General features: G+C 65.9%; 20 protein-coding genes. 8 read left to right on the plus strand and 12 right to left on the minus strand.

What is annotated here, in order from left to right:
- Positions 1 to 5: 5 nt before the first annotated feature.
- The 3 genes from ACY48M_RS11845 to ACY48M_RS11855 all read right to left on the minus strand — a co-directional run bounded on the left by ACY48M_RS11845 (position 6) and on the right by ACY48M_RS11855 (position 3037).
- Positions 6 to 986, minus strand: coding sequence for a hypothetical protein (locus tag ACY48M_RS11845; RefSeq protein ID WP_462820482.1), 981 nt, complete (start codon positions 984 to 986; stop codon positions 6 to 8).
- A gap of 86 nt (positions 987 to 1072) precedes the next feature.
- Positions 1073 to 2029: a hypothetical protein gene (locus ACY48M_RS11850; protein WP_462820483.1), complete on the minus strand. Its 957-nt coding sequence runs from the start codon at positions 2027 to 2029 to the stop codon at positions 1073 to 1075.
- Between the two features lie 21 nt (positions 2030 to 2050).
- A complete protein-coding gene (locus tag ACY48M_RS11855; RefSeq protein ID WP_462820484.1) occupies positions 2051 to 3037 on the minus strand; it encodes an o-succinylbenzoate synthase in 987 nt (328 codons plus the stop codon).
- Between the two features lie 54 nt (positions 3038 to 3091).
- Between ACY48M_RS11855 and ACY48M_RS11860 the strand changes: the two genes are divergently transcribed.
- The 6 genes from ACY48M_RS11860 (at position 3092) to ACY48M_RS11885 (ending at position 7072) form a co-directional block, all read left to right on the plus strand.
- Complete coding sequence (locus tag ACY48M_RS11860; RefSeq protein WP_462820485.1) at positions 3092 to 3388, plus strand: hypothetical protein; 297 nt, start codon at positions 3092 to 3094, stop codon at positions 3386 to 3388.
- An 89-nt stretch (positions 3389 to 3477) separates the two neighbouring features.
- Positions 3478 to 3741, plus strand: coding sequence for a type II toxin-antitoxin system Phd/YefM family antitoxin (locus tag ACY48M_RS11865; RefSeq protein WP_462820486.1), 264 nt, complete (start codon positions 3478 to 3480; stop codon positions 3739 to 3741).
- Positions 3738 to 3998, plus strand: coding sequence for a type II toxin-antitoxin system RelE family toxin (locus ACY48M_RS11870; protein ID WP_462820487.1), 261 nt, complete (start codon positions 3738 to 3740; stop codon positions 3996 to 3998). Before ACY48M_RS11865 ends, ACY48M_RS11870 begins: the two co-directional genes overlap by 4 nt.
- A 21-nt stretch (positions 3999 to 4019) precedes the next feature.
- Complete coding sequence (locus ACY48M_RS11875; RefSeq protein WP_462820488.1) at positions 4020 to 4928, plus strand: 1,4-dihydroxy-2-naphthoyl-CoA synthase; 909 nt, start codon at positions 4020 to 4022, stop codon at positions 4926 to 4928.
- Between the two features lie 7 nt (positions 4929 to 4935).
- Entirely contained in the window at positions 4936 to 6087 is a 1152-nt protein-coding gene (locus ACY48M_RS11880; RefSeq protein WP_462820489.1) for an AMP-binding protein, read from the plus strand.
- A 1-nt stretch (position 6088) separates the two neighbouring features.
- Positions 6089 to 7072, plus strand: coding sequence for a 1,4-dihydroxy-2-naphthoate polyprenyltransferase (locus ACY48M_RS11885; RefSeq protein ID WP_462820490.1), 984 nt, complete (start codon positions 6089 to 6091; stop codon positions 7070 to 7072).
- An 11-nt stretch (positions 7073 to 7083) separates the two neighbouring features.
- On the opposite strand, the gene ACY48M_RS11890 is transcribed toward ACY48M_RS11885, so the two are convergent.
- The gene (locus tag ACY48M_RS11890; protein WP_462820491.1) at positions 7084 to 7344 is read right to left on the minus strand and encodes a DUF4229 domain-containing protein; all 261 of its coding nucleotides are present in this window, start codon (positions 7342 to 7344) and stop codon (positions 7084 to 7086) included.
- Positions 7345 to 7452: 108 nt separating this feature from the next.
- Here ACY48M_RS11890 and ACY48M_RS11895 point away from each other — a divergent pair, with 108 nt between their 5' ends.
- Positions 7453 to 7848 carry a PLD nuclease N-terminal domain-containing protein gene (locus ACY48M_RS11895; RefSeq protein WP_462820492.1) on the plus strand — a complete coding sequence of 132 codons (396 nt, stop codon included), beginning with the start codon at positions 7453 to 7455 and terminating at the stop codon, positions 7846 to 7848.
- Positions 7848 to 9524 (plus strand): 2-succinyl-5-enolpyruvyl-6-hydroxy-3-cyclohexene-1-carboxylic-acid synthase, encoded by a 1677-nt coding sequence (menD, locus tag ACY48M_RS11900; RefSeq protein WP_462820493.1) that lies wholly within the window; start codon positions 7848 to 7850, stop codon positions 9522 to 9524. Before ACY48M_RS11895 ends, menD begins: the two co-directional genes overlap by 1 nt.
- A gap of 36 nt (positions 9525 to 9560) precedes the next feature.
- Here menD and ACY48M_RS11905 read toward each other — a convergent pair whose 3' ends face one another.
- The 8 genes from ACY48M_RS11905 to ACY48M_RS11935 all read right to left on the minus strand — a co-directional run bounded on the left by ACY48M_RS11905 (position 9561) and on the right by ACY48M_RS11935 (position 14756).
- Positions 9561 to 10106 (minus strand): Imm61 family immunity protein, encoded by a 546-nt coding sequence (locus ACY48M_RS11905; RefSeq protein ID WP_462820494.1) that lies wholly within the window; start codon positions 10104 to 10106, stop codon positions 9561 to 9563.
- Positions 10107 to 10577: 471 nt separating this feature from the next.
- On the minus strand, positions 10578 to 10811 hold the full coding sequence (locus ACY48M_RS11910; RefSeq protein ID WP_462820495.1) for a hypothetical protein: 234 nt from the start codon (positions 10809 to 10811) through the stop codon (positions 10578 to 10580).
- A 50-nt stretch (positions 10812 to 10861) separates the two neighbouring features.
- Positions 10862 to 10972, minus strand: a complete 111-nt coding sequence (locus ACY48M_RS13140; RefSeq protein ID WP_472850180.1) for a hypothetical protein — start codon at positions 10970 to 10972, stop codon at positions 10862 to 10864.
- Between the two features lie 52 nt (positions 10973 to 11024).
- The gene (locus ACY48M_RS11915; RefSeq protein ID WP_462820496.1) at positions 11025 to 11288 is read right to left on the minus strand and encodes a hypothetical protein; all 264 of its coding nucleotides are present in this window, start codon (positions 11286 to 11288) and stop codon (positions 11025 to 11027) included.
- Positions 11289 to 11350: 62 nt separating this feature from the next.
- Positions 11351 to 11944 (minus strand): Imm61 family immunity protein, encoded by a 594-nt coding sequence (locus tag ACY48M_RS11920; protein ID WP_462820497.1) that lies wholly within the window; start codon positions 11942 to 11944, stop codon positions 11351 to 11353.
- The gene (locus tag ACY48M_RS11925) at positions 11941 to 14040 is read right to left on the minus strand and encodes a glycohydrolase toxin TNT-related protein (RefSeq protein ID WP_462820498.1); all 2100 of its coding nucleotides are present in this window, start codon (positions 14038 to 14040) and stop codon (positions 11941 to 11943) included. Before ACY48M_RS11925 ends, ACY48M_RS11920 begins: the two co-directional genes overlap by 4 nt.
- Positions 14041 to 14424, minus strand: coding sequence for a DUF6507 family protein (locus ACY48M_RS11930; RefSeq protein ID WP_462820499.1), 384 nt, complete (start codon positions 14422 to 14424; stop codon positions 14041 to 14043). It abuts the gene before it with no gap.
- Entirely contained in the window at positions 14421 to 14756 is a 336-nt protein-coding gene (locus ACY48M_RS11935) for a hypothetical protein (protein WP_462820500.1), read from the minus strand. The genes ACY48M_RS11930 and ACY48M_RS11935 overlap by 4 nt, the downstream gene beginning before the upstream one ends.
- Position 14757: the final 1 nt, after the last annotated feature.

The raw sequence follows: 14757 nt of genomic DNA on the forward strand, positions 1-14757 counted from the left end.
GCTGCCTAGCCCTCGAGGTGAAGGGTCGCTTTCAGGCGTCTGGCGAGGCGGTAAAGCTCTTCGAGCAGTGGTGGCCAGTTCTGCACCGTGGCGCGGATGCTCTCGACCGAGATGATGCGAGGTTTGCCACCTGCGGCGAAAATCGTCGCCATGGCAAGGCCGTCGCGATGGATGAACGTCTCCCCGTCACTCAGATCGGCGACAGTCACGGGCAACTCGTCGCCGGTGAGGAAGCCTGCCGCGCTGAGTCCCTCCGCGACTATCGAGGGCTTGAGCGCCCGAAAGCGTTGCCAAGTGCCTTCGTCTGAGTATGTTGCACCGCGGTGGATCTCGAGCTCGCCGCCGTCGAGGTCGTCGAGTGAGGCGGGCTCCTCGATCTCGGGCTCGTCAAAGACGGGCGGTATGCGCACAGGGTCATCCAGGGGGACGAGCGGTCGGGCGGCATACGGAGCGAGCACGGAGGGACGACGCGACTGGTCGGAGGTCGACAGGCTGCGTGCGATCACGCTGGCAAGCAACGTCCGCATCGTGGCAGGATCCCGAAATGTACCCTGGATGACTCCCGTAGCCCGGATGAAGATCACCGGTACCCACACCATGTTTCGGGACGGCACCCACACCCCAGGAGCGTGGTGGTCGGAGGAAGGAATTGTGCCAATGATGTCGACGTTCACTTGCCATCTCGCACCAGGGTCGGCACGCTCCACCACCAACTTCACGTAGTGGGCGAGCGACTCACGAAGAGGATCGGCGACTGTGTACTCAGTCCCGGGAGGCACACCGGGCATTCCCTGATCGGTGAAGTCCACGACCCAGCGCCAGAGCGGTACGAGGCTCTCGAGGCTCGCATCCAACTCATCTAACGGACCATCAGTGGCGGCGATCCAGTGCGCCAGGTCCGTCAGCAGCGCGTCCTCCCGACAGATGACATAGTCGCAATACCGCCGAGCTTCATCTAGCGACAGTTCCGGGAATGTACGGTTCACGATGGTGTCCCCCTCGCTCCGGACTTTACACACGCAATGCACGTGGCCGCTGCAGCGGAGCGCGCCCGGCGCAGGCGGCCGGCTTGCTACCCATCCATGTGGAGGTCGGCGCCGAGTTGTGCGGCGAGACCCTTGAGCTCCCGGAGTAGGGGTCGCCAGTTGTGTCGCGTCGCGTTGAAACTCTCTATCGCGATCACCCGCACCTCACCACCGGATGCGAAGACTGTCGCTGTGGCGAAGCCGTCACGGTGAAGGAAGTCCTCATTGGTGTCGAGGTCGCTCTCGCTCACCACCTCTTTCGTCGAGGAGCGGAACCCGGCTGCGGTCAGCCCCCTAGCAACCAGGGATCGGTCAAGCGGGGGAAGGGACTCCAACTCCTCGGCACCGCTGGCACCGCGGTGAATCTCCAACTCACCGCCGTCGCCGTCCTCATCCGCCTCAGATATCTCCACAGGGAGCGCATCGAACTGCGGCGGCACTCGGATTGGATCATCATGAGCGACGAGCGGTCGGCTGGCGTACGGCGTAAGCATGGACGGGCGGCGTGACTGGTCTGAGGCCGGAAGATGGCGACCAATCGCGAATGAGAACCAATCCCGGAGGGAATCGCTGCCCCTGAAATGGCGGAAGCCCGACGCGACACTCTGCACTGGCACCTTCGGAACCCATACAGCGTCGAGCGACGGTAGCCACAAGCCGGTCGCGTGATGATTGAAGTATGTCTCGCCGCGGGCGGATCGCTCGTGTTTGACCTCCCATCGAGTCTGTGGCTCGATTCGCTGCACCACGAACTTGATGTAGTGGGTGAGTGGGCGACTCAGGAGTACGGGATCCAATGCTGGGGCATCTCGGTCAAGAACATCGAGGGCCCAGACCCACAATGGCACGAGACTCGCGACGCCCGCATCGAGCTCGTCAAGCGGCCCGTCAGTGTCACGAACCCAGTGCGCCAGATCTGTGAGGAGCGTGTCTTCGCGGGCGATCACATAGTCGCAGTACTGGCGGGCTTCCTCTGGCGACCACATGGAAGACGGCCGGGTCACGATGTTGATCCAACCACGCTTCTACGCCTCGGCGGCGAGCAGGGCGTGGCAGCGGCGCAGGCGCTCCAGCCACCAGTCACGGCGGTCGTCGGATGCCGCGTGCCGGTCGAGCAACGCCGCACTCACCTCGATGCGGCGCACGGGCACTGCACCGTCGACCGGGGTGAGCGGGGCATCCGTCACATCGGCGGCAAGGAGTGCGGCGGTGCCGAGCCCGCAGTCGTAGTCGAGCTGGGGGAGCGCGGCGGCGAGGTGCGCGCCCATCGAAAGCCCGATGCTCGTGTCGAGTGCGCTTGACACCACCACGGGGAGCCCCGCCGCGCTCACAATGCGTTCGGCGGCGGTGATGCCGCCGAGGGGTTGCGCTTTGATGACGAGGAGGTCGGCGGCCCCCGCCCGGGCAACCGCGAGGGGGTCGCTCGCTTTGCGCACACTTTCGTCGGCGGCGACAGGGATGCCCATGTATTTGATGCGGGTGCGGATTTGCGCCAACTCTTCGACGGTGGCGCACGGCTGCTCGACATACTCAAGATCGAACTCTGCGAAGGCGTGCACGGCACGTTCGGCCTCATCGACCGTCCACCCGCCGTTGGCGTCGACGCGGATGCGACCCTCCGGCCCGAGATAGTCGCGCACCGCTTTGACCCTGGCGACATCGTCCGCGAGGGTGTGCGCCGGGTCGGCCACTTTGAGTTTGACGGTGCGGCAGCCAGCAAAACGGTCGAGTATTTCTGCGACGCGGGCGGGCTCCACGACGGGGAGGGTGGCGTTGACGCGCACACTGCTGCGGAACAGGGCAGGCTCGTCACCCCACCCGAAGTCGATCGCGGCGGCCAGCCACGCGGCCGCTTCGGCATCGTCGTACTCGACAAACGGTGAGAACTCGGTGGCGCCGCGCGGCCCTTCGAGGACGAGCGCTTCGCGCACGTCGATGCCGCGGAATGTGGTGCGCAGAGGCAGTGCGACCACTCGCGCCGTTGCGAGGAGGTCGTCGATCGTGGGGAGCATGCACACAGTCTGGCAACATCAGCCTGCATTCTCGGTGTGGAATAGGCTCGCGTCATGAGAATGCGCACCCGACAACTGCCAGGCATCCTCTCCGTCATCCTCGCGGTCGTTGGGCTCGCCGTGGTGGTTGTCGCCATCACGATGGCGGCGCCCGCGTCGGCCACCGAAACGTCGTGGGCGGTCGCATCCGTGCTCGCCTGGGTGGCGAACGGCCTCACCGCTGCTGCCGTCGTGCTCGGCCTGGTCGCGCTCATCGGCAGCTTCGGCCGCTGGTGGGGGCTCGCGGGCATTGTGGTTGGTGTGCTCTCGAACCCGTGGCTACAGGTCGCCGTGTTCTCCGCGCTCGACTGAGGCGACGGTCTTGCCCGGCCACACGTCGGCTGGGACAGACGACACCATCAACATGTGTACACAAGCGCTACAAATGCTACTATTACCGCATGGACACAATATCGAGCGAAGTTACGACGCGCGAGCTGCGCAGTCAACTCTCTGATGTGCTCGGCCGCACGATGTATGCGGGCGAGCGCATCGGTGTGACCCGCAACGGAAAGCTTGCCGCTGTGATGGTCAGCGTGGCGGATCTGGAAGCGCTCGAAGAATTCGAGATGGCGCAGGACGTAGCTGCGTATCGTCAGGCCAAAGAGTCCGACGACGGCACCAGGGTTGCACTTGACGAGGTGCGTTCAGACTTCGCGTCGTGAGCTATCGCGTTGAGTTCACCGCTGCTGCTGCACGGCAGGTGAAGAAGCTTCCGCGGCCTACGCGTGATCGCGTACTCGACGCGATCGGGGAGCTGGCGGAAGACCCGCGGCCTCACAGAGCAATAAAGCTTGTTGGGGAGCAGACAGCTTGGCGGATCCGCATCGGCGACTACCGAGTGATCTATGACGTGTTCGATGCGGAACTGACCGTCACTGTCGTGCGGGCTGCGCACCGCCGCGAGGTCTACGACCGCTAGCGCCGACCGTAGGCTGGGCTCATGACCGACGTCTCTGAACTGTTCGACTCATCGCGGTGGGTGCTCGCGCCCGGCGCCGAGTCGCTCACCGACATCACATACCACCGCGACACGACGGGGCGGGTCGCCCGTGTCGCGTTCAATCGGCCGGAGGTGCGCAACGCGTTCCGCCCGCACACGGTCGATGAGCTCTACCGCGCCCTCGATGACGCACGGCAGAACCCGCGCATCGGAGTCGTGCTGCTCACCGGCAACGGGCCGAGCGCAAAAGACGGCGGGTGGGCGTTCTGCTCCGGCGGCGACCAGCGCATTCGGGGCCGCGACGGCTACAAGTACTCGGAGGGCGAGACCGCGACGGGCATCGACGCCGCGCGCTCGGGCCGCCTCCACATTCTTGAGGTGCAGCGCCTCATCCGTTTCATGCCAAAGGTGGTCATCGCGGTCGTGCCCGGCTGGGCGGCGGGCGGCGGCCATTCGCTCCACGTCGTCTGCGACCTCACGATCGCGAGCGAGGAGCACGGCCGCTTCAAGCAGACGGATGCCGACGTCGGGTCGTTTGACGCTGGTTACGGCAGCGCCTACTTTGCGCGGCAGATCGGGCAGAAGAATGCCCGCGAGGTCTTCTTCCTTGCCCGCGAGTACAGCGCGCAGCGCGCCTACGAGATGGGTGCGGTGAATGCGGTTGTGCCGCACGCCGAGCTTGAGGCGACCGCGCTCGACTGGGCGGAGGAAATCCTCACGAAGTCGCCCACTGCGATCCGGATGCTGAAGTTTGCCTTCAATGCTGTTGATGACGGCTTGGTCGGCCAGCAGGTGTTCGCGGGGGAGGCCACACGGCTCGCCTACGGCACCGATGAGGCCGTCGAGGGCCGCGATTCGTTCCTCGAGAAGCGCGAACCGGACTGGTCGCCATACCCCTGGCAGTACTGAGCCGGTCGTGCGCGAGCTGAGGGTCGTCGATGCGGGGGATGCCCGCGGGGTGCTCGAGGCGCTCCGCGGGGCACTCGCTGGCGGCCCGGCGATCGTGCCGAGACCCGCGGATGCTGCTGCGCCCGTCGATCTGCCGGCCCGCGTTCCCCAGCGCATCGCCCTCGTCGTGGAGACGAGTGGCAGCACTGGTCGCCCGAAGCGGGTCGCGCTCACCGCTGACGCGCTTCTTGCGAGCGCGGCGGCGGCCGACGCGGCGCTCGGCGGCCCCGGCCAGTGGGTGCTCGCGCTCCCGGCGCACTACATTGCGGGGCTCAACGTGCTCACGCGGTCGATCGCCGCGCAGACCGACCCCGCCGTGCTCGCTGGCCCGTTCGAACCTGTTGCCTTCGCGGCAGCGGTGCGACGCCTCGACCCCGGCCAGCGTCACTACGTCTCGCTCGTGCCGACGCAGCTGCAGCGGCTCATCGAGCATCCTGAAGTGCATGAATCCGTGCGGGGGCTCGACGCCATCGTGGTCGGCGGGCAGGCGATGCCGCGGGCGGTGCTCGATTCGGCGCTCGGGCTCGGGTTCAGGGTCATCCGAAGCTATGGATCGAGTGAGAGTTCTGGTGGTTGCGTCTACGACGGGGTGCCGCTCACCGGGGTGGGGGTTGCGGTTGTCGATGGCGAGGTGGAGCTTTCGGGGCCGACCCTGGCCGAGGGCTATCTCGGCGATACGGAGCGAACGGATGCTGCATTCGTCATGCGCGACGGCGTGCGTTGGTATCGCACGGGTGATGCCGGCGAGCTCGGCGCGGGGGGCGACGGCGCTCTGGTGCTCCGCGTGACCGGTCGCCTCGACGATGTCATTGTTTCCGGGGGTCTCAAGGTGTCGCTTGGGGCGGTTGAGCGTGTGGTGCAGGAGCACGCCGGGTTCGAGACGGCGTTGGTGGTGCGCGCTGCCGACGCTCGGTGGGGTGAGGTTCCCGTGCTCATCACGACGGGGGCGACGGGTGGCGACTTCGACGCGGTGCGGGCCGATCTCGGTGCCCGGCTCGGCCCGGCGGCGCGGCCAGCCCGGATGCTGCGCCTCGACACACTGCCCACCCTCACGTCGGGAAAGCCCGACCGGGCCGCCCTCACGGCGCTCGCGGCCAGCACAGACACCATAGAATCCTGAGGTGGCCAGACAGCGCAGTGCGAAGCAGCAGAGGATCGATCCGAGAAAGGTCGCTGCGGCGGCACGAAGCGGCAAGCGGCCGCTCCCGCCGCAAGCCAAGGTGAAGCCGGCGACCGCATCGGATTGGATCGCCGGGGCCAGGCTCCGCACCCTCCCACTCGCCATCTCGCCCGTCCTGCTCGGCACGGCCACCGCATACTTTTACGCGCCCGAGGCCGGCTGGCACTGGGTGCGGGCCTTGCTCTGCCTCGCGGTTGCCGTCTCCCTGCAGATCGGCGTGAACTTCGCGAATGACTACTCCGACGGCATCCGCGGCACCGACGCCCACCGCGTCGGCCCAGCGAGGCTCGCAGGCTCAGGGGCGGCGAAACCTGAGACGGTGCGGGCGGTCGCCTTCGTCTTCTTCGGCCTCGGGGCACTTGCCGGTCTCACGGTGATTGTGCTCAGTGGGCACTGGTGGCTCATCGCCGTCGGCGCCGCCGCGCTGGTCGCCGCATGGTTCTACACCGGCGGCAAGCATCCGTATGGTTACTACGGTCTGGGCGAGCTTGTCGTCTTCGTCTTCTTCGGCCTCGTCGCGACGGCCGGCACGATGTACGTGCAGGTCGACACGGTGTCGTTCGAGGCATGGTTGCTCGGTGTTGCCGCCGGACTGTTCGCGTGTGCCGTGCTTGTTGCCAACAACATGCGCGACCTCGAGCAAGATCGTCTGTCGGGCAAGCGCACCCTCTCGGTGCTCATCGGCATGACGGCCTCCCGCGTGCTCATCGTTGTGCTGCTGCTCGCACCGTTCGGCATCCTCGTGTTCTTTGCGTTGCTCTTCACGCTCGCGAAGTACGTCTTCTTTGCGCTGCTCATTGCCGTGCCTGCCGCGATCATCGCGAGCACCGGCAGGACGCCGGGCGAGTTCGTGCTCGTGCTCAAGCTTGCGAGCATCACCTCGCTCGTGTTCGCGCTCGGCCTCGGGGCGGCGATCGTCTTCTAGGCGAGCGGCCCTTAGCGGGCCTCGTCGTTTGCCGCGTTCTCGGCGTCGGCATCCGGATCGACAGTGCCGCGCTCTCGGCGCTGTTGCAGGTCGAGCGCGAGCGCGTCGCGGGTGCCCTTGAAGAAGAGGTACGAGATCGAAAACGAGATGAGCATCGCGAAGATGGCCGACACCCACCACAGCTGATCGAGCACCATCAGGATGGCGAAGATTCCGGCGAAGAGCCCGAGCCGGAGGAGTGTATAGAGCAGCCAGAGGTGCGAAGTTTTCACATCGCGAGTCTACGCACGCGACGCTGGCCGCCAGTCGGGAGCCCGCGGCCCCGGTCGGCCCGCCCCCGTGCCCAGCTCCCGCGGGGCCCGCTGGCGTAGACTCAGGCCATGCGCGCCTTCCTTCCCCTCCTTGGCGGGGCACTCTTGGTGGCCTTCTGGGTCTATGCGCTCGTCGACTGCATCCGCACGGACGAGTTCCGTGCCAGGGGGCTCCCCAAGGGTGCCTGGATTTTTGTCATCATCATCCTTCCGCTCATCGGTGCCCTGCTGTGGTTCACGATCGGCAAAGAGCGGATGCCGAAGGCTGGCACGAACGGCCCGCGCTCGACACGGCCCCTTTACCCCGACGATGACCCGGCGTTTCTCCGCCAGGTCGGCACCGAGACGGAGCGTGAGCAGCGCATCCGTGACCTCGAAGAGAAGCTTGCGCAGCTCGATGACGATGAGGGCGCGAAAGGCTCGGGCGACGAGCCGAAGGGTTCAAGCGACGAGCCGAAGGGCTGATGCGCGGCGCGAGCCCGGCGACCGAGTTTTCGATCGGCCTGCTGGCACACCTCGTCGGTCTCGGCGTGCGGCACATCGTCGTCAGCCCTGGTTCACGATCGCAAGCACTCGCCCTCGCTGCGGCGGCGCTCGAGCGTGCCGACCGGGCGCGGCTGCATGTGCGGATCGACGAGCGCTCGGCGGCGTTTCTCGCGCTCGGCCTCGCCGCTGAATCAGACACCCCCGTGGTCGTCATCACGACCTCGGGCACCGCGGTCGCGAACCTGCATCCCGCCGTGCTCGAAGCCCATCATTCCGGGGTGCCCCTCATTGTTATCACGGGCGACAGGCCGGCGGAACTCCGCGGCATCGGCGCGAACCAGACCACCGTGCAGCACGGCATCTTCGGGCCTGCCGTGCGGTTCACGCGCGACGTCGATGCGCCCGCGTTGGAGCATCCGGATCTCGACGGTGCCGAAACGCTCGCCCGCGAAGCGTGGTCGGCGGCGACAGGGCATTCGGATGCCCCAGGGCCCGTGCACCTCAATATCGCGTTCCGCGAACCCCTGTCGGGGGCTTTGCCGTCCGGCGCCATCGACGTGGTTGCGGCTCCACTCGCCGCACCGGGACCGCGAGCTCCGCTCGCCCTCACCGCCGCGCCACACACGGTCGTCATCGCCGGCCACGCGGCCGGGGCAGAGGCCGAGGCTGCCGCCAGGGCGCTCGGAGCGCCCCTCCTCGCCGAAGTCTCGAGCGGCGCCCGCTTCGGCCCGAACGTCGTCGCCGCCTACCGTGAGCTGCTGCGCGATGACGAATTCGGCGGGCGCGTGGAACGCGTCATCCTCTTCGGCCATCCGACACTGTCGCGCGAGGTGCCGGCCCTCATCGAACGCGACGGCGTACACACGATTGTGGTGCGGGGCCGGGCGCCGGAAGGGTACAACCCCGGTCATCGGGTCGCCGAGTTCGTCGATGCCGTGCGGGTCGACGGCGAGCCCGACCCCGACCGGTCGTGGCTGGGACGCTGGGTGCACACGAGCCGGGCCCTGATCGAAGCGAGCGACGACGCCCCCGTCATTGATGCGCCGGACGCGGTCGATGGCAGCGTCACCGCTGCGTTCCAGCGGCAGACCCTCGCGGCACTCCGCGCCCCCATCTCGCGCCGCGCCCTTGCCGACGCCGTGTGGCGCGCCACCTGGCCGCACGACCGACTTGTGCTCGGCTCCTCCCGCCTCATCCGCGAAGTCGACCGGGTCGTGCCGGGCAAGAAGATCCGCGTGCACGCCAACCGGGGCCTCGCCGGCATCGACGGCACCGTCTCGACCGCGGTGGGCGTCGCGATCGCGAGCCAAGACCAGACGGATGTCGCGGGCACGACCCGCCTCCTCCTCGGCGACCTCACCCTCCTGCACGAGCCGGGCGGCCTGCTCCTCCCGCCGGGCGAAGCGCGCCCCCGCGTGCAGCTCATCGTCGGCAACGACGGCGGGGGAACCATCTTCGACGGGCTTGAAGTCGCCGCGACATCCGACCGCGACGCCTTTGACCGTGTGCTGTTCACGCCGCACAACGTCGACCTCGCCGCCCTCGCTGCGGCCTACGGCTGGGACTACGTGCGGGCGACGACCCGCAGCGAACTGGATGCCGCGCTCACCGGTGCACCCGGCCCGGTCGTCATCGAGGTTCCACTCGACCGCTGAGCCCCTCGACCGCTGCCGCAGGAAGAACTGCTGGTGTCAGCGTGTGTTGGTCGCGGCAAGGAGTGGGGCACCGGCAGGGTCGAGGAATGATTGGCGGATCAGCTCGATGGGCTGATCCACGAAGTGACTGTATTTCACAGCTTCGTACGGTTGGCCAGTCGAGGGGAACAACGCTTTCGGGGTGCCGTTGATCACGAGGGCGCGCAGTGGTTCGCCGTGTGGCCCGGTGGAGGAGACGGGTTCCAGCGTTGCACCGTCGGCGATATCTGGCAGGGACGCCGGAAGAAGAATGCTTGAAAGCCTGCGATACGCGCGGACGCTGGGCCCGAGTTGCACCGTGAGGAAGCGCACCACCTCGGCAGGATCCGCCAGGATGACCTCCAGGATTTCGTCTTCGGCCCGCTCGGCGCGCGTCACTGCGAAGCCCTCCTCGAAGGGACGCACAAAGATGCGGATTTCTCCGCCCCGATCCGAAACCTTCACCGCTCCTGGCGACTCCTTGACGTAGAAGCTAGTTAGTGCGGCCCATTCCCCCAACTCATCTTGGAGGTACTTAATGAGTAGGTTCAGTTCGTTTTGCATCGTCCAGTACTCCTATATCTTTCAGCGCTTGCACGGACGCAATTTCTCCGTCGGGATCCCAAACTCTCACTTGAAGTGCTCCGCCGGGGCGGCCGAACGCAGGAGCGACTTCGGCGACTTCGATGCGGTAGCGGGCTGGCAGGGTGCCGGTGAAACGGTACTCGAAGTACGGCTTAGCGAATGTGCTGACCCGTCGCCCGCATCGGGAGTCATGACTGACAACAACTCCCCGACCCTTCGTGGACAAGCACGAAATCCCGTGAGATTCTGAACCGCGAGACGATTGGCCGTTCAAGCTTCGGGAGCGGGTCTGGCTGCCTAGTGCCTCAACTCCGAAAGAGTGGAGGCGACCTGAGGCGACGACGTCTCGACGGTGCCCGCCCCGGAACTCCCTTGGCTGCGTGCGCCAAGAATGCGCACGGCCTCCGACGGGGAGACGCCTTCGGCTTTCTGCAGTTGCAGCAGCTGCATTCATGCAATCTTTGCGCTTTGTCCGTCCCTCCCAGCCGAAGCGACGGGCGCGAAGCCAGCTGCATTCTCTGTGTCTGAGAACCAGAGGTACCCAAGCAGAATCTCGCCAGTGCTGACCCGAAAGTAGGTCACGGGCCCTTCCGCGCTGACGGCGAAGCGGTCGGGGGCGTCAACGACGTTGAAATGGAGGTCTTCGCTCTTCCAGCCCTCACCAGTTGCGGCTTGGTCACTCATGGGATCACCTCACCGTAGATCTGATAGTTGCCACTCGAGTTGAGGACGACTCAGTCTACACGGTACCGCGTTCCGCGGCCCAAGAGGACTTCGCGTTCCGATGCACCGAATGCCGACACCCTCTCCATGTCCAGCGCCGGATACCCCTCGGGCACCTTCAAATGGAGGTCTTCGCTCTTCCAGCCCTCAGGGCTCGACCAACCTGTCAGCCCCTCAGACCGGAGTTCCCCGATTCCAGCCTGGCTTCTGGATCAGAAGCTCATCATGCTCGTGGTGTCGGCACTCCTCAATGAAGGCGACGGCGGCGACCGGGTCAGCAAGCAGATGCGCGTACTGCGCCTCCGTGAGCTCGTAGTACTCCTCGTAGTCGGCGACTCCGATGCTCACCGGCAGCGACGCGTAGCGCTTTCCCGAATCGAGGTCTGTGCCGAGCGAGTATCGGTCTTCGCGCGAGAAGAATTCATCTTGAGGTTTCATGGGTTTGCAGGATACGCAGAACTCGTTCGTCCTGTTTAGCTTGATACGGGACCGCGCCATTGTCAGATGCAAGCCGAACCGGTGGTGCCGGTTTCGCGCTTCCTCCCCGCGACCACCTCGCCCAGATGAATCGATTCGTTCCGTTCTTGGACCGTGACGAAGAGGGGATGGCCCAGCGGATCGAGGAGCGACTCCTGAATGTCGGTGAGCGAGTGACGCGCGTACAAGGCGAAAGCGATCGCTGAAGTCTCGTCGCCAAGCGGAAATGCTGCAACCAGATGGACTCCGTCGTCCAGCCAACCCAGGTGAATTGCGTTTGAATCAGAATCCAAAGTGAAGCCGGCCGGAACGTCCCGGCGAAACGGATCCACTGGGGGGATCACGAATTGCGCGCCGGCGGAGGCGCGTATGTCGGCACCGACGGTAAAGGTGAGGTATTTTTCGATGACCTGGAGACTCGGGCTCCACATTTCAGTGCGAAGCCCTGACTTGTCTGCACGAGTGAGGAAAACGAAGCGATCAGGCTCCTCCCGGACCATGATGCCATCGAACTGTGTTGTTCTCAGGTCGAGGGCATTTGGTTCGGAAACCGTCGGCGCTGTGAGTCCGGCGCGCGCAATCCACCTGGCCGTCGCCTCGCTCAGCCGAATGCTCATACTATGACGCCCTTCGTAAGTAGCGATTGCACGGTGGCGCGCTGGCCGGATTCGTTGACCACGTTCACTTGGGTTCCTCCTCCGTCACGCCCGTAGGCGGGGGCGACCTGGGATATCTCTATCTTCCACCCGGTTGGGAGATAGCCGGTGAGGGTGAATTCGTTGTAGGGCGAGGTTCGGGCTCCGGGGAGCAGGGCGCGTTCATTGAAGGTGCCGCCACCGATGCCGAAGTATTCACCGCTTGTTCCTCCTACTCGGTCGATGCGGTTGCCGAACAGTTCGATGAACTTGGTCATGTTGTGGGTTCGTATCTGGGTGCCGGGAACCGCACCATCGTTGGGCGCCAGCCTGATAGACCCGTCTGGCTGAAGGTATCGTTGCGCCCAGCCGTCCGCGGTGAGCGTGTTGCCATCGAGGTCGTGACCGAAGACCTCGTTATCGTCGTAGCCGATTTTGCGCACTCCTTCGCTCACATTTGCGGGATCCTCATTGACCAGGTATCTCTGATCCCAGTGACCATATTGATCTTGCGGTCGCCCGTAGTCTGCCTCAACATGGTGGGGAACAACCCATTCCCAGTCGGCGTCGAGCGGGCGCGAGCCGACCGCCACTTCCTGCAGGGTGTCGCCGGCATTGGATGCGGTCCCGGAATCATCCGGGACGGTGCCGCCTGAGCGTGGTGGCACCGCGAGGCTTTCTGGCTCGGTGCCGTGGAGTGAACCATCCCCTGCACCATCGCTATCACCGTTGCCGGAGCGTTCGAGTGTGGTGCTGTTGCCAGCTTCAAGCGTGGTGGTGCCGCCGCTGGTGGTGTCGGTGGCGCGCAGGGGGGTGAGGTTCGACGGTGTTGCGGTGGGGATCTCGCCCAGGGTGTCGCTGCGGGCGAGGGTTCCTGCGCTGCCGGTGAGGTTGGGTGTGTCGAGTGTGGGGCTGAGGCGCAGCAGGAGGGTGCTGGTGTGGGTGAGTCCGTTGCTGAGGCGGGTGATGCTGCCGCCGATGAGGGTGGCTGCTCCGCTGCTGCTGCTGCCGAGGCGTTCGATGGTGAGGCCGGCTTTGGCCAGGGCGCTGCCGGCTTTCGCGGTGGCCCCCGCGGTGCCGACGACGGGGATGAACATGGTGCCAACGCCCAGTACGGCGGTGGTGCCGGCGGCGATCGGGTCCTCGTGCCACTGTTCGGGGGTGCCCACGATGCCGCCGACCATGGCCTCCATGGTGCCCACATACCAGTTGCGGTAGTCCCTGGAATGCTCGGGCACGAGTTCATCGGGTGTGAGGGCGAGGGTGATGGTGCTGGGGGAGGTCACTGTCACCAGCAGTGCGCCCAGCCCTGAGGCCACCCCCGTCCAGGCCTGCCCGAGGGTGTCTCCGCTCCATGACCAACCGTCGTTGATGTTGAACCCGACCAGGGAGACCGCCCCGCCCAGAATGCCGTTGCCGAAGTGGAAGAACCCGTCCCCGATGGATTCCAACCAGGTGGGGTCTCGCTCGCCCACGGCACCCCACCCCAGGTTTCCGGCGTCGAGGAGCTCCTGCGCGGTGATGGTCGCGGTCGGAACCTGCCACTGCCCGGCACTGTGGAGCGCGTTGAGTGCGTCAGCACACTCCGCACTTGCGGCCACCAGCAGGGCCACCTGGGTGGCGACCTCGTTCAGCAACTGTTCGTTGCGGTCGAACCACGGCTGGTGGGCACTCCACTGGGTCTCTTGCACAACCTCTCTTCCGTGGGCGTGGATGACCTTGGTGTAGCCGCCCTTGGCGATGGCGACAAACGCTGCCGCCTCAACTTTGAGCTCCTTCAACCTGGTCACCGGTGCTGCGACCGCTCCGGCCAGGTTATCCAACCGGTCCGCGGCGGTGCTCAGCACGGTCGCGACCTCCTGCGCGGTGGTGCCCGCGGGAGTCATCGCCGCAAGCAGCTGGGGTGATTCCGGTGCCGAATACACGGCCGACAGCCCCGACCACGCCGCCACCACCTCACCGGCGGAGGACGCAATCGAGTGTGCTGTGGTGCGAAACGCTGCCGCGGACTCCGAAATCTGTGACGGCACAATATCGGTGCCCACAATCGCCGCCGGATCGATCAACACCCCACTCATCTACACACCCCCAAAAAACGAAAGGTCACCGGATTCGGCCGCGGTCACCGCTGCGGACTGCGTTGTCGACGCCATCTCCTCATCGCCCAGCAGATACGCCGACGCCGCACCGTGTGCACCCAAAGCGCACGCCGTCACCCGATTCATCACACCGCTCATGGCTGACTGCTGCGCCTCAAGCAGCCCCTGCGCGGCAGAAACCGCTGCGGCGAGCGGAACCACCGTCGCCTCCACGCAACTGGAGGTTTGCACCGCCGCCGCAGTCACCAGCAAATCCTGTGCGCCGGCCACGCCGTCAAACGCTGTGCCCAGAGTCTGGCCATTGGTCTGCACCCCGGTGAGCACAGCACTCACCCCGTCTGGGTTGATACTCCATGCGGTCATGCGGCACTCCGATCTCGTGTCACGGCGAGGTCGATCAGTGAGCCGCCAACATCAGCTGCGAGCCGTCGCGCGATAGCGAGCGTCGCCCCGCCATGCGGCCCGTAGGCCTCGGTCCAACAGATACCGGAACCGGGGATTGGCCGGCCCAGCAGCAGTTCCGCATCCGCATGATCGGCGAGACGCACACTGCGCAGCATCGCGATCACCAGTTCGCTTTCACCGGTGGCGACCTGCACCCCGCCACCATTCCAAAGCCAGGCGATGCCAAGGTTTGGGTCGACCGCGGCGGTCGCCGCGACACATTCGATGATCGTGATCGGTTCCTTGCTCAAA

This window comes from Homoserinimonas flava, from assembly GCF_054969005.1.

Coding starts and splice junctions, on each gene's coding strand:
- ACY48M_RS11930 (WP_462820499.1), bottom strand. CDS start 14,424: ATGACCGCATGGAGTATCAACCCAGACGGGGTGAGTGCTGTGCTCACC.
- ACY48M_RS11875 (WP_462820488.1), top strand. CDS start 4,020: ATGACCGACGTCTCTGAACTGTTCGACTCATCGCGGTGGGTGCTCGCG.
- menD (WP_462820493.1), top strand. CDS start 7,848: ATGCGCGGCGCGAGCCCGGCGACCGAGTTTTCGATCGGCCTGCTGGCA.
- ACY48M_RS11910 (WP_462820495.1), bottom strand. CDS start 10,811: ATGAGTGACCAAGCCGCAACTGGTGAGGGCTGGAAGAGCGAAGACCTC.
- ACY48M_RS11925 (WP_462820498.1), bottom strand. CDS start 14,040: ATGAGTGGGGTGTTGATCGATCCGGCGGCGATTGTGGGCACCGATATT.
- ACY48M_RS11920 (WP_462820497.1), bottom strand. CDS start 11,944: ATGAGCATTCGGCTGAGCGAGGCGACGGCCAGGTGGATTGCGCGCGCC.
- ACY48M_RS11860 (WP_462820485.1), top strand. CDS start 3,092: ATGAGAATGCGCACCCGACAACTGCCAGGCATCCTCTCCGTCATCCTC.
- ACY48M_RS11865 (WP_462820486.1), top strand. CDS start 3,478: ATGGACACAATATCGAGCGAAGTTACGACGCGCGAGCTGCGCAGTCAA.
- ACY48M_RS11855 (WP_462820484.1), bottom strand. CDS start 3,037: ATGCTCCCCACGATCGACGACCTCCTCGCAACGGCGCGAGTGGTCGCA.
- ACY48M_RS11905 (WP_462820494.1), bottom strand. CDS start 10,106: ATGCAAAACGAACTGAACCTACTCATTAAGTACCTCCAAGATGAGTTG.
- ACY48M_RS11915 (WP_462820496.1), bottom strand. CDS start 11,288: ATGAAACCTCAAGATGAATTCTTCTCGCGCGAAGACCGATACTCGCTC.
- ACY48M_RS11895 (WP_462820492.1), top strand. CDS start 7,453: ATGCGCGCCTTCCTTCCCCTCCTTGGCGGGGCACTCTTGGTGGCCTTC.